The following is a 12,337-nucleotide window of genomic DNA, read 5'->3' on the forward strand; positions in this document are numbered from 1 at the left end:
AACACATGTCGCCTGTTGCCGGCTACCGCACAAACGGCTCATTTAGGGTAGCTGTGGCCGGCAATTGCGGCGATCCATGCCGGTGTGCGCATCCGCCACCCATGCCGGCTGCAGCCCTCTTGCCTTACTTCTTGTCGGGCGCTTCCGCCGCGTCGACATCGGCCTTGCGGCGTTCGCGCTTGAGCGCCGGCGGCAGCATGCGCTGCAGGCGCTTGCGGATCTCGTCCGAGTCCATCCAGATATCCTCGCCCTTGAGGATCGCAGCGATCTCGCTGCCCGACAGGAAAGGCTCGCAGATGCGGTGCATGACCTTCTCGAACCACTTGCCGACGGCCATCACCTGCGCGTGCTGCTCGTTGCCCTTGCCGATGAAGCTGCCCGAATAGTTGTGGAACATCAGCTGGCAGTTGTCGTGTACCGCGATCTCGTCGCCGGCCAGGAAGATCAGCGCGCCCATCGAATAGGCCTTGGCTTCGAGCACCGTCACCACCTTGGCCTTGGATAGCCGCATATTGTTGATGATCTGCAGGCCCGCGTCGAAGTCGCCGCCGGGGGTGTTCAGGTGCAGGTAGATCAGGTCGTTCTCGGTGGCGGTGCGCAGCGTGTACAGCATCTCGCTGTAATGTATCGCCGGCACGATCTCGCCCGACAGGTAGTAGCTGATCTGCCGGATGACCACCTGCCCTTCATAACGCCGGTAGGGAATCACCAGCTCCTGCTCCTGCGCATCATCGTCGTCCTGCGCCAGGGCCTCGTTACCCAGTCTCGTCGTCGTCATTGCCGCCCCTTGTCTCGACATGGTTTCACTATAGGCGGCAAAACCAGCACTGGCCTTGATCGGCGGCAAAGACGCCGAGGCCGCGCGGTCAACGTTTGCTGTTCAGATACAGGCGATCGTCGAAGGTCACCGACCACTGCGGCCGGTAGACCACCACCAGCGTGATCGCGAGGCCGGTGTTGAAGGCCTCGGCCCATGACAGCAGCAGGAAATACGGCAGGAACTCCTCGAGCAGGAAGTCGAGCGGATAGGCGCCAGCCAGCGCCAGGGCGCCGACGGACACCGCGGCAGTGGCGCACATGGCGAGTGCTGCGCCGAGGAAGGCGTTGACGAACAGGTAGACGAAATAATTGAGCGGCAGCCATTTCTGCGCCAGACGCAGCAGCGTGTAACTCACCCACACTGGCACCACACCCAGCACCAGCCAGTTGAGCCCGATCGCCTGCGGATCGAGCGCACTCATGTAGGACATCGACACGATGACGATGGCCATGCCCAGCAGCGCGAACCAGGGCCCCACCATCAGTGTCAGCGCGGTGGCGCCGAGCAGGTGCAGGTCGAGATGGGGCTTGACCCCGGCCTTGAGCAGCCAGAAGGCCGCCACCACCAGGCTCGCGCCAAGCCAGGCGTTGATCTTGGCCGGCTCGTTGAGCATGCGCCACGGCGCGCGCCAGCCCGCCACGAGCATGCCGCCCAGGGCCAGCAGGTTGGCGTACAGGTAAACGCTGTCGGAAAACAGGGGGCCAGTGAAATTCATACGGAGAAGGCGGGCCGTGGCCGCCGGACTATCGGCGACAGGCGGCCACGCGGCTCACCAGAAGCGGTCGATGGTATCGGCGAGCTGCGTCAGCTTGCCGTGAAAGAAATGGCTGCAGCCGGGGATCACCACGATAGGCAGCGATTGCGGCCGGGCCCAGTCGAGCACGTCGGCGAGTGCCGAGACCTCGTCCTCCTCGCCGTGCACCACCAGCGTGTTGGCCTGCACCGGCATCACCGGGAAACGGCGCACCGCCGGCCCGGCCAGGATCAGGCGTTCGGCCGCCACGCGCCGCGCCGCCTCGGACGACACATAGGTGCCGAAGCTGAAGCCGCCCAGCGCCAGCGGCAACTCGCCGTGCACGCGCCGCGCATGCTCGACCACGGCCAGCGCGTCGTCAGTCTCGCCGCGGCCCTCGTCGAACTGCCCGTCACTCGCGCCGACGCCACGGCAGTTGGGCAGGTAGACCGCATAGCCGCGCCGGCTGATGGTCTTGCCCATGATCTGCACCACCTTGTTGGTGTTGCTGCCGCCCTGCGTCGGATTGGGATGGATCAGCACGGCCACGCCCTGCAGCTCGCCCACCGGCGGCAGGTAGATGGTTTCGAGCTGGCCCGCGGGGCCGGCGATCAGCTCGACGTTCGGTGGCTTAATCAAGTTTCAGGCGCTCCACGATGCGGCCATTGGCAAGGTGCTCGGTGACGATCTCGTCGATGTCCGCGCGGTCGAAATAGGTATACCAGACGCCTTCCGGGTAGACCACCATGACCGGGCCGTCGTCGCAGCGGTCGAGGCAGCCCGCCTTGTTGATGCGGCATTTGCCGTGGCCGTTCAGGCCCAGCGCCTTGACGCGGTCCTTGGCATAGGTCTGCAGCTCCGTCGCGCCACGGTTGTTGCAGCAGGTCTCGCCCTCGGGGCGCTGGTTGGTGCAGAAGAAAACGTGATGTTTGAAATAGCTCATGATGTCGATCCGGGCATGATGGCGCGATTATAGGCCCGGCCCCGCCGCACGGAAACCACGTGCTTGCCCGTATGCAGCGCATTCAAGTGGTCTGGAAAACGCCGCATTTCGGTGAAGTGCGCGATCTGGTAAAATCCCGCGCTTGTTTCACGCCAACTTTTGCCCGGAAAGAGCCAAAATGTTCTCAGCAAAACAGACGATTGCAGCGATCGACCCCGAACTCTGGCAGTACATGGAGGGCGAGCGCCAGCGCCAGGACGAGCACATCGAACTGATCGCCTCCGAAAACTACACCAGCCCGGCCGTGATGGAAGCCCAAGGCTCCCAGCTCACCAACAAGTATGCCGAAGGCTATCCGGGCAAGCGTTTCTACGGCGGTTGCGAATACGTCGACAAGGTCGAGCAGCTCGCGATCGACCGCATCAAGCAACTGTTCGGCGCAGAATACGCCAACGTGCAGCCGCACTCGGGCTCGCAGGCCAACCAGGGTGTGTACTTCGCCATCCTGAAGCCGGGCGACACCGTGATGGGCATGAACCTCGGCCACGGCGGCCACCTCACGCACGGCTCGCCCGCCAACCTGTCGGGCAAGCTGTTCAACATCGTGCCTTACGGTCTCAACGACAAGGAAGAGATCGACTACGACGAGATGGAACGCATCGCGCTCGAAACCAAGCCGAAGCTGCTGATCGGCGGCGCGTCCGCCTATGCGCTGCGCTTCGATTTCGCGCGCATGGCCGAGATCGCGAAGAAGGTCGGTGCCTACTTCATGGTCGACATGGCGCACTACGCCGGCCTGATCGCCGCGGGCGTCTACCCCAACCCGGTGCCGCACGCCGACTTCGTCACCTCGACCACCCACAAGACTCTGCGCGGCCCGCGCGGCGGCCTCATCCTGGCCAAGGCCGAGCATGAAAAGATGCTGAATTCGAGCGTCTTCCCGGCACTGCAGGGCGGCCCGCTCGAACACGTGATCGCGGCCAAGGCCGTGGCCTTCGGCGAAGCGCTGCAGCCTGGGTTCAAGGATTACCAGCAGCAGGTGCTGAAGAACGCCGACACCATGGCGCGCACCCTGGCCGAACGCGGCGTGCGCATCATCTCCGGCCGCACCGAGTCGCACCTGTTCCTCGTCGACCTGCGCCCCAAGGGCCTCACCGGCAAGGCTGCCGACGCGGCGCTGGGCTTGGCGCACATCACCGTCAACAAGAACTCGATCCCGAACGATCCGGAAAGCCCGTTCGTGACCTCCGGCATCCGCATCGGCTCGCCGGCGATCACCACGCGCGGCTTCAAGGAAGAAGAAGCCCGCCAGGTTGCCCAACTGGTGGCCGACGTGCTCGACAACCCGAGCAACGAGGCGGTGATCGACGCCACCCGCGCCAAGGTCCACGCACTGACCAGCCGCTTCCCGGTCTACGGCGCTTAAGCCAGCGCCATGCGCTACAAAAAAGGAGGGCTTGCCCTCCTTTTTTCTTGGCCATCCCCCATGTCGCTGCCGCGTTCGGCCTGCCTGCTGCTTTGCGCCCTGCTGCTGAGCGGCTGCGCCACGGTCCGCTATTACGGCCAGGCGGTCGGCGGCGCGCTCGAGGTGCTCAACCGCGCGCGCTATCTGGATGACGTGATCAACGATGACGCCACGCCGGCCGAGACCGCACGCAAGCTCAGGCTGGCCCGCGACATCCGCTATTTCGCCAGCGATTCGCTCGGCCTGCCCGACAACCGCAGCTACCTCAAATACACCGACCTCGGCCGCCGCTACCTGATCTGGAACGTCGTCGCCACGCCCGAGCTGTCGCTGAGCCCACGGCTCGAATGCTTTCTGGTCGTCGGCTGCCTGAGCTATCGCGGCTTTTTCGACGAGCACGATGCACGCGCCTATGCCGCGCAACACGCAGCGGCAGGCGACGACGTGTTCGTCTACGGCATCCCGGCCTATTCCACACTCGGCTGGTTTTACGACCCGCTGGTCAACACCTTCCTCGGTTACGGCGAGCTCGATCTGGCGCGGCTGATCTTCCACGAGCTCGCCCACCAGCGGCTGTACGTGAAGGACGACACGGCCTTCAACGAGGCTTTCGCCACTGCCGTCGAGCTCGAAGGCGCACGGCGCTGGCTGGCCTGGCGCGGCGTGCAGGGTAGTGCTGCGGTCGAGCAGGCGGAACAGCGGCGGCACGAATTCCAGGCCCTGCTCGGCGACACGCGCGCACGCCTGCTGGCGCTCTATGCCGGCCAATCCCCGGATGCGGACAAGCGCCAGGGCAAGCAGCAGGCCTTTGCCGAGCTCGGCCGCCAATACCAGGCGTTCAAGGCGCGCTGGCACGGCTACGGCGGCTACGACCACTGGTTCGATCCGCCGCCCGGCAACGCGCATCTGACTGCGCTGGCGACCTACCATGAGCAGGTGCCGGCATTCACGCAGCTGCTGCGCGAGCACGGCGGCGACCTGCCGGCCTTCTACCGCGCGGCGGCAGCGCTGGCGGCGCGCGACAGGGCTGCACGCGAGGCGGATCTGCAGGCGCTCGCGCAGCGGGCGCGGGATTAGGCGCCGCTGGCGTCAATCCGGAAGCCCGCAGCCACATCGCCGGAACCTGGGCTATCTATATAAGGGCGCCGGCAACATGTACACTGGCGCCCAGCTCCGCCAGATCATGGCCTGCCGCGGAGCAGACACCGTCAGCACTCCCCAGGAGATTCCGGATAATGAAATGCCCCTTTTGTGGTGCCGATGACACGCAGGTCATCGACTCTCGGGTCAACGATGAAGGCAACTCGGTACGCCGCCGCCGCAAGTGCGCGAGCTGCCAGAAGCGCTTCACCACCTTCGAGACGGCCGAGCTGCGCATGCCGCAGGTAGTGAAGACCAACGGCCATCGCTCGGAATTCGACAAGGAAAAGCTGCGCGTGAGCTTCATGCGCGCGCTGCACAAGCGCCCGGTGCCGACCACGCTGGTCGATGAGGCGATCGAACGCATCGTGCAGAAGGTGTTGAGCCTCGCCGAACGCGAAATCCCCTCGCGCCAGATCGGCGAGATGGTGATGGCCGAGCTGCACAAGCTCGACAAGGTCGCCTACATCCGCTTTGCCTCGGTGTATCGCAGCTTCCAGGACATTGACGACTTCCGCGACGCGATCCAGGAAGTCCAGCTGCCCAGCTCGGGCAGATAAGCCCTCCCCTGTTTCACCCAGAACGGCCCTGGCACCCCTGCCAGGGCCGTTTTCACATGGCGGCGGCCCGGCGTGTGGCCGGCTCAGCCAGGCTTGCCGGCGCTCGCACGGCAACACTGCATCCCCCATCCTTTTTACGCCACATCAAAAAATCTTTGATATATAAAAAAACAATGTTATAAATCGCACCATGAGTTTGGAGTAAAAACACTAACCATGATGACGACCTTCATGAACCAGGCATTTCCCCCACTGCGGCGCATCGCGGCACGCTGCGGACGACTCGCCCCGCTGCTCGTGCTGGCCCTGCTCGGCGCCTGCCAGCGGGCGCCGCAGCCGCCCGGCCCGCAAGACCTGCAGCGTGCCGACGCAGCCCGCCCGGCCGACCCGCAACTGGCACAGAAATACGAGCGTTCGTGCCAGACCTGCCATGCCGTGCAGGGCAGCACTGCACCGCTGACCGCCTTTGCACCGGACTGGGCACCGCGCCTGGAGCAAGGCATGGCGACGCTGCTGGCCCATGCGCGCGAGGGCTACAAGGCGATGCCGCCCAAGGGTTTCTGCAATGACTGCAGCGATGCCGAGCTGAGCGCGCTGATCCGTTTCATGTCGTCCACCCCGGAGGGAACATGAGCCAAGCCATGCTCACACGCCGCCAACTGCTCAAGACCGGCGCCCTCGCGCTGACCGCCGCCAGCGGCCTGGCGGCAGCATCTCAACCCATCGCGGCGCCGCGCCCAGCGGGCACGCTCAGCTGGCGCAACTGGTCCGGCAGCCAGGCTTGCCGGCCGCAAGCGCTCGACACGCCGGCTGACGAGGCCGAGATCGCCCGCCTCTTGCGTGACACGACTGGCAGCCTGCGCTGCGTCGGCGCCGGGCACTCGTTCACGCCACTGGTGCCGACCGAGGGCCGGCTGCTGTCACTCGACCGCCTTGCCGGCGTGACGGCACACGACAAGACGGCGCTGACCGCCACCGTACGCGCCGGCACGCGGCTGTCGCAGCTGTCGCGCCAGCTCGACGGGCTGGGGCTGGCGCTGCGTAATCTACCGGACATCGACTCGCAATCGCTCGCCGGCGCCATCAGCACCGCCACGCATGGCACCGGCGCCGCGCTGCCGGCGCTGCACGCCGACGTGACCGCGCTGCGGCTCGTCACACCACGCGGCGAGGTGCTCGACTGCCATGCCGGCACGCGCCCCGAGCTGCTCGCCGCCGCGCGCGTCTCGCTCGGCAGCCTGGGCGTGATCACCGAGGCCACGCTCAAGGTGGTGCCGGCCTACCACCTGCACCGCACCGTCTGGCTCAAGCCGGTGGACGAGATGCTGGCCGCCGCCCACGACCTCGCCCGCCAGCACCGCCATTTCGAGTTCTACTACTTGCCGTTCACCGGCTACGCCGCGGCGATCTGCAACGACCTCAGCGACTCGGACAGCGTGCTGCGCCCGCCCTCGGCCGACGAAGACATGCTGCATAGCCTGCGTCAGCTGCGCGACTATCTCGGCCGCTTTCCCGATCTGCGCCGCTGGGTCGCGCAGAAGCTGATCGACCCGCAGCAGACCGAAGAAGCGCGCGATCGCTCGTTCAAGCTGCTGTCGACCTCGCGCCCGACCAAGTTTAACGAGTCGGAATGCCATGTGCCGCGCGAGGCCGGCATCGCCTGCGTGCGCGAGGTGATCCGCAAGCTCGAACAGCGCAACGAGGTGTTCTTCCCGCTCGAATTCCGCTTCGTGAAGGCCGACGACGCCTGGCTCAGCCCCTTCTACCAGCGCGACAGCTGCTCGATCGCGGTGCACGCGGCGGCCGGCGAGCCTTACGACTACCTGGTCGGCGAGATCGCGCCGATCTTCCGCAAGTACGAGGGGCGCCCGCACTGGGGCAAGCTGCACGGCCACACGGCGGTCGATTTCGCGCGGCTGTACCCGCACTGGCGCGATTTCCTCGAACTGCGGCGCCAGCTCGACCCGCAAGGGCGCATGCTCAACGCGCATCTGCGCAGCGTGTTCGGGATCAGCGCATGAGCCGCCTGAGCCGCCGCCAGATGCTGACGCTGCTTGGCGCCGGCGCCGTGGGCGCGGCGGTGGCGGGCCTGCGCCCAAGTACCGGCGGCGCCCCCCACCCGCGCTACTTTGCGGACCTCGCGCGCGCGCTGAAACAGGCCGGCATCGCCACCCCGACGCTGGTGATCGACCGCCGGCAGCTGCACGCCAACGTCGGCCGCATCATGCACAACATCGGCGGCCGCACGCAGCTGCGCGTCGTGGCGAAATCGCTGCCGTGCGCCGCGCTGCTCGACGAGGTACGCCAGCTCACCGCGAGCCGGCGGCTGATGGTGTTCAACCTGCCGCAACTGCTGCTGACCGCCCGCGGGCCGGCCGACATCCTGCTCGGCAAGCCGCTGCCGGCCGCCGCTGCCGCGGCCTTCTACCGCCAGTTCAGGCCGGATGGCTTCGCCCCCGAGCACCAGCTGCAATGGCTGATCGACACCCCGGCCCGGCTGGCCCAGTACCGCGAGCTGGCGCGTGCCCAGCAAGTGACGCTGCGCGTCAATGTCGAGATCGACGTCGGCCTGCATCGCGGCGGCGTCAACGATATGCAGACAATGCAGGACATGCTCGCGCTCTTAGCCCGCGAGCCGCGCCTGCAATGGGCCGGGCTCATGGGCTACGACGCGCACGTGGCCAAGATCCCCGATCTGCCGGGCCTGCGCCAAGAGGCGCGGCAGCACGCACAGGCCCGCTACGCGGCCTATGCCGCCGCCGTGCGCGCCCATCCCGCGTTCGCCGTGGCAGCCCGGGGCGCGACCTACAACGCGGCCGGCTCGCCCACCTATCGGCTGTACGACGGCAGCGGCGTGGAAAACGAGCTGTCCGTCGGCTCGGCCATGCTCAAGCCGAGCGACTTCGACACCAGCCTGCTGGCCGACCTGGCCCCCGCCGTCTACATCGCCACGCCCGTCCTCAAGGCGCCGCCGCGCTTCATGATGCCCTACGGCGTCGAGTGGCTCGGCGAGGCCGCAAGCCTGTGGGATGCCAACCAGCAGCAGGCCTATTTCATCTACGGCGGCAACTGGCTCGCCGACCCGGTATCGCCGCCGGGGCTCGCCGCCAGCTCGCTGTACGGCACCTCGTCGAACCAGCAGGTGCTGACAGGCTCGGGACGGCAGCGGCTCGCACCCGACGACATCGTGTTCTTCCGCCCGCGCCAGAGCGAGGCAGTGCTGCTGCAGTTCGGCGACATCGCGCTTTACGAGGAAGGACGCATCACCCAGATGTGGCAGCCGATGCCGGCCACCGCCTGACACCACCAAAGGAGACAGCCATGCCAAACAACACGCGAAGGATAGCCGCCGCGCTCACCCTGCTCGGCCTGTGCGCGGCCACCAGCGCCGCGGCACAGAGCGCGCAGGATGCCAGGGGGCTATGGCTCAGCGCCGACCAGGCCGCCGTGATCGAATTCAAGTCCTGCGCCGACAAGCCCGAATCACTGTGCGGCACCATCGTCTGGGACAAGGACGCGGGCACGCCGGCCGACAGCTGCGGCGTCACCATCGCCAAGCTCGCCCAGTACGAAGACGAGGCCTGGCGCAATGGCTGGGTGTTCGACCCACGCAGCGGCAAGTACTACAAGGGCGTGCTGCGCGTGAAGGACGACACGCTGCTGGTGCGCGCCTTCATCGGCACCGAGCTGCTCGGCGAAACCGAGCAGATGACACGCGCGGCCGCGATTCCAGCCGGCTGCAAGCACTAACTCCCACCCGCCACCATAACAACACAACGGAGACCACCATGACCCCCACCCAGCGCGCCGCCGCAGCCTGCTGCCTGCTTGCCCTGGCCGGCCACGCCACCGCCGAACAGCCGAAGGAGCCCGAGTTCCAGCATTACTCGATCGACATGGAGGCCAAGCTGCTGAGCGACCGCAAGACACGCGGCGTGTCGGACTCCTTCAACGGCCCCGGCGCCGAGTTCAACCTCACCGCCGCCCACGAGTCGGGGCTGGTCGGTTACCTCGAACTCGGCTCGGTCAGCAAGACGCTCTACCCAAAGGGGCGCGGCATCGTGCTCACCACCGCGATCGGCTACCGTGGCGGCCACCCGGATGGCTTTCACTACGGCGTGGGGGCGGCGCAGGAGTGGTTCCCGCGCGCCAAGGCAGAAGGCGCCCCGACCGGCATCGACTGGACCACGGGCGAGCCCACCGGCGTCGAGGACACCAAGTTCGACACGAGCTACGGCCTCATCGAATTCGGCTACGGCCTGTTCTACGGCCGCTACCTGTACGTCGCCTCGAAGGATTTCCGCGGCAACAACACCTCGGTGCTGTGCGGCAGCACCTACCTGCCCGACGTGCTGGCCGGCGGCGACCCGAGCAAGGCCATGGCCTGCTACGACAGCGCCGCCCAGCACACGCGCGGCTCGCAGCTGCTCGACCTCGACATGAAATACCCGCTCGGCGGCCAGACCAAGCTGCTCGCGCACCTCGGCTACCAGAAAATCCGCCATTTTTCCGGCATCAACGGCACCGACTACCGCCTGGGCCTGATGCACACGCTCAACGGCCTCGATTTCACCGCCGAAGTGGTCGGCGCCTCGCTCAACAACCGCGACTTCGCCCGCATCACCGCCGGCGATGGCCAAGTCAAGCGCATGGACCGCACTGCGCTGGTCGTCGGCATGGGCCGCCGCTTCTAGGCCCCGCGCCCGCCACGCCGGCGGGTGGTGCCTGCCGTTGGCTCGCCGGCCTGCCGCCCCGGGGCTCGCCGGGGCTGGGCCACCATGCCGGCTGGGCGCGGCCTCCCTGCTGCCTCGCAGGGAAGCCCCCCGGCGAAATGCCCTATAATGCGCGGGTCCGTACAAGGGAAAACAAGACGTGACCGAGGTCCTGAGCAATCTGCAGGCGCGCAAGCGCCGCGAAGCCGAAACACGCAAGAAGCACATCATCGCGGTCGTCAAGGCCCTGATCAAGAAAGGCGGCGCGCGCGAGATCACCATCCGCAAGGTGGCCGAGCAGGCCGGCTTCTCCACCACCGTCGTCTACTCGCTGTTCCGCGACAAGGCAACGCTGATCACGCGCGCGATGGACCAGGACCTGCTCGACCTGGTGAAGCTGATGAAGAAGGCCGTCGCCGCCAGCGACGACCCGATCGAACAGATCCGCGCCGCCGGCCGCGCCTACATCCAGTATGGCTTCACCCACCCCGACGAATACGCCCTGGTGTTCATGGAACGCCGCCCGCACGCTCCCGTCGAGGCCGCCGTGGTCGAACACGGCAACCCCAACCAGGACCCCTACGCCTTCGCCCACAGCCTGTTCACCACCCTCGCCGACACCGGCGCCGTGCCGGCCGACCTGCAAACCACGCACCTGATGACGCAAATCTTCTGGCAGGGCCTGCACGGCATGACCTCGCTGAGCCTGGTGATGGACGAAGGCGACGAATGGACCCCGAAGATCGCCCCGCAAATCCACATCGAAGCCCTGCTCGACGTGCTGCTGGCGGGGATATTGCAGCGTTTTGGGGGGAAGTGAACATCACCTATTCCAGCAGAACCGGAACATTATTCGGCAAATGCGCCATAGCCGGATTCAGGAGTCCCACCCTGGCCGCACGGGTAGCGATGGGCCGCGCGCCGCCCACGCGCCACGTGCAGCGACACCTTGCCTGTCGGTAGGTAATATTTGTCCCCTACCCTACTGCCAGCTCAATCGTCAGACATCCAACCCCGCCACGGCCACCCACATAAAACGACAAACCGCCCTCCCGCTACTCGCACTTGCCACCTGCAGCCTGATCAACAACGCCCACGCCACGACCTGCACAGCGGGCCAGAAGCAACAGATTCTGGCGTCCTACAGCGACTTCCGCTCGGCATCCCGCGCGGGCAATCTGCCCCGTGTGAAGGCGCTGAGTACCCCAGCCGTGGCAACGGAAGTGGCCAGCTTCGAGAAGAGCATGCCGGACAAGGCAGCGCTAGCCCGGCAGATGGGTTTCGTCATGCCGGCACTCGATGAGGCGAAGACGATCACCTGCGAGGCCGTGAACAGAAAGGCCAGGCTGATCGTCGGCACCGAAACCGTATCCGAAACGGGCAAACGCGTCCCCGTTTCGACGGTGGTGATGTTCGAACAAGGAAACGCACAAGCCTGGCTGGTCGGCGAGAAAGCGATGACCGACCCGTTCTCCGGCCAGTCCGTGAACAAGCTGTTGCAGCACCCATCGCTGAAACTGCCCTGAGTCATCGGCACGGCCTTTCGGCGCCAGGCAGGCAAGCCTGGCTGTGCGGCAGCCCGACGGCGTGGACAGCGGACTGCCCACACGCCCTGCACGCCAACATCTTGTCCGTCAGTGGGCAATGCCCGTCCATCCCGTACTACTTGGCTGGCACCTCGACCGCACCGCCCCCACATCCTGGCGTGCAAAGGCGACTCGAAATGGCCCCGCTTCGACGGCAACAATCAGGAATACTAAGCGGACAAGAAGACACACCCGGGTGAAGAAGGCGTGACACCGAAGCGGATTCGCTATAAACCGATTACGCGGTAAGCTGAGAGGCAATACGGATCAGGGCTGCAGCCTGGGCTGCAGACCACAACCAGAGCGGCTTGTAGCGATGACGTGTTTGTTTTTATTTTTAGGACGCCCTTGGATTTATTTTTAGGACGTCTACTTATA

14 protein-coding genes are annotated in these 12,337 nt (G+C 66.2%); 10 read left to right on the top strand and 4 right to left on the bottom strand.

Translation table 11 applies throughout. The features are described 5' to 3' along the window. Positions 1-124: 124 nt before the first annotated feature. The 4 genes from ABWL39_RS08900 to ABWL39_RS08915 form a co-directional block, all read right to left on the bottom strand. The gene (locus ABWL39_RS08900; protein WP_367789256.1) at positions 125-778 is read right to left on the bottom strand and encodes an ATP-dependent Clp protease proteolytic subunit; all 654 of its coding nucleotides are present in this window, start codon (positions 776-778) and stop codon (positions 125-127) included. Positions 779-866: 88 nt separating this feature from the next. Continuing rightward, positions 867-1,535, bottom strand: a complete 669-nt coding sequence (locus tag ABWL39_RS08905) for an energy-coupling factor ABC transporter permease (protein ID WP_367789260.1) — start codon at positions 1,533-1,535, stop codon at positions 867-869. A gap of 54 nt (positions 1,536-1,589) precedes the next feature. Continuing rightward, positions 1,590-2,192: an alpha/beta hydrolase gene (locus ABWL39_RS08910; protein ID WP_367789263.1), complete on the bottom strand. Its 603-nt coding sequence runs from the start codon at positions 2,190-2,192 to the stop codon at positions 1,590-1,592. Then, positions 2,185-2,496, bottom strand: a complete 312-nt coding sequence (locus tag ABWL39_RS08915) for a ferredoxin (RefSeq protein ID WP_367789266.1) — start codon at positions 2,494-2,496, stop codon at positions 2,185-2,187. The genes ABWL39_RS08910 and ABWL39_RS08915 overlap by 8 nt, the downstream gene beginning before the upstream one ends. A 178-nt stretch (positions 2,497-2,674) precedes the next feature. Here ABWL39_RS08915 and glyA point away from each other — a divergent pair, with 178 nt between their 5' ends. The 10 genes from glyA to ABWL39_RS08965 all read left to right on the top strand — a co-directional run bounded on the left by glyA (position 2,675) and on the right by ABWL39_RS08965 (position 11,899). Next, entirely contained in the window at positions 2,675-3,922 is a 1,248-nt protein-coding gene (glyA, locus tag ABWL39_RS08920; RefSeq protein ID WP_367789269.1) for a serine hydroxymethyltransferase, read from the top strand. Between the two features lie 60 nt (positions 3,923-3,982). Further along, on the top strand, positions 3,983-5,038 hold the full coding sequence (locus tag ABWL39_RS08925) for an aminopeptidase (RefSeq protein ID WP_367789272.1): 1,056 nt from the start codon (positions 3,983-3,985) through the stop codon (positions 5,036-5,038). A 158-nt stretch (positions 5,039-5,196) separates the two neighbouring features. After that, positions 5,197-5,661, top strand: a complete 465-nt coding sequence (gene nrdR / locus ABWL39_RS08930; protein ID WP_367789274.1) for a transcriptional regulator NrdR — start codon at positions 5,197-5,199, stop codon at positions 5,659-5,661. Positions 5,662-5,877: 216 nt separating this feature from the next. Further along, the gene (locus ABWL39_RS08935; protein WP_367789277.1) at positions 5,878-6,294 is read left to right on the top strand and encodes a cytochrome c5 family protein; all 417 of its coding nucleotides are present in this window, start codon (positions 5,878-5,880) and stop codon (positions 6,292-6,294) included. After that, positions 6,291-7,682, top strand: coding sequence for a D-arabinono-1,4-lactone oxidase (locus ABWL39_RS08940; protein ID WP_367789280.1), 1,392 nt, complete (start codon positions 6,291-6,293; stop codon positions 7,680-7,682). The genes ABWL39_RS08935 and ABWL39_RS08940 overlap by 4 nt, the downstream gene beginning before the upstream one ends. Then, positions 7,679-8,962 carry an alanine racemase gene (locus ABWL39_RS08945; protein WP_367789283.1) on the top strand — a complete coding sequence of 428 codons (1,284 nt, stop codon included), beginning with the start codon at positions 7,679-7,681 and terminating at the stop codon, positions 8,960-8,962. Before ABWL39_RS08940 ends, ABWL39_RS08945 begins: the two co-directional genes overlap by 4 nt. A gap of 20 nt (positions 8,963-8,982) precedes the next feature. Then, entirely contained in the window at positions 8,983-9,411 is a 429-nt protein-coding gene (locus tag ABWL39_RS08950; RefSeq protein WP_367789285.1) for a DUF2147 domain-containing protein, read from the top strand. Between the two features lie 38 nt (positions 9,412-9,449). Continuing rightward, the gene (locus ABWL39_RS08955; protein WP_367789288.1) at positions 9,450-10,355 is read left to right on the top strand and encodes a TorF family putative porin; all 906 of its coding nucleotides are present in this window, start codon (positions 9,450-9,452) and stop codon (positions 10,353-10,355) included. A 178-nt stretch (positions 10,356-10,533) separates the two neighbouring features. Continuing rightward, entirely contained in the window at positions 10,534-11,193 is a 660-nt protein-coding gene (locus tag ABWL39_RS08960; RefSeq protein ID WP_367789291.1) for a TetR/AcrR family transcriptional regulator, read from the top strand. A 367-nt stretch (positions 11,194-11,560) separates the two neighbouring features. Next, complete coding sequence (locus ABWL39_RS08965; RefSeq protein ID WP_367789294.1) at positions 11,561-11,899, top strand: hypothetical protein; 339 nt, start codon at positions 11,561-11,563, stop codon at positions 11,897-11,899. The last annotated feature ends 438 nt before the right edge of the window (positions 11,900-12,337 follow it).

The organism is Chitinivorax sp. PXF-14, from assembly GCF_040812015.1.
Taxonomy (GTDB): Bacteria; Pseudomonadota; Gammaproteobacteria; order Burkholderiales; family SCOH01; genus JBFNXJ01.

Bases quoted from the DNA above. Each gene is read 5' to 3' on its own strand.
- ABWL39_RS08900 (WP_367789256.1), bottom strand. From the start codon at position 778: ATGACGACGACGAGACTGGGTAACGAGGCCCTGGCGCAGGACGACGAT.
- ABWL39_RS08905 (WP_367789260.1), bottom strand. From the start codon at position 1,535: ATGAATTTCACTGGCCCCCTGTTTTCCGACAGCGTTTACCTGTACGCC.
- ABWL39_RS08915 (WP_367789266.1), bottom strand. From the start codon at position 2,496: ATGAGCTATTTCAAACATCACGTTTTCTTCTGCACCAACCAGCGCCCC.
- glyA (WP_367789269.1), top strand. From the start codon at position 2,675: ATGTTCTCAGCAAAACAGACGATTGCAGCGATCGACCCCGAACTCTGG.
- ABWL39_RS08925 (WP_367789272.1), top strand. From the start codon at position 3,983: ATGTCGCTGCCGCGTTCGGCCTGCCTGCTGCTTTGCGCCCTGCTGCTG.
- nrdR (WP_367789274.1), top strand. From the start codon at position 5,197: ATGAAATGCCCCTTTTGTGGTGCCGATGACACGCAGGTCATCGACTCT.
- ABWL39_RS08935 (WP_367789277.1), top strand. From the start codon at position 5,878: ATGATGACGACCTTCATGAACCAGGCATTTCCCCCACTGCGGCGCATC.
- ABWL39_RS08940 (WP_367789280.1), top strand. From the start codon at position 6,291: ATGAGCCAAGCCATGCTCACACGCCGCCAACTGCTCAAGACCGGCGCC.
- ABWL39_RS08945 (WP_367789283.1), top strand. From the start codon at position 7,679: ATGAGCCGCCTGAGCCGCCGCCAGATGCTGACGCTGCTTGGCGCCGGC.
- ABWL39_RS08950 (WP_367789285.1), top strand. From the start codon at position 8,983: ATGCCAAACAACACGCGAAGGATAGCCGCCGCGCTCACCCTGCTCGGC.
- ABWL39_RS08955 (WP_367789288.1), top strand. From the start codon at position 9,450: ATGACCCCCACCCAGCGCGCCGCCGCAGCCTGCTGCCTGCTTGCCCTG.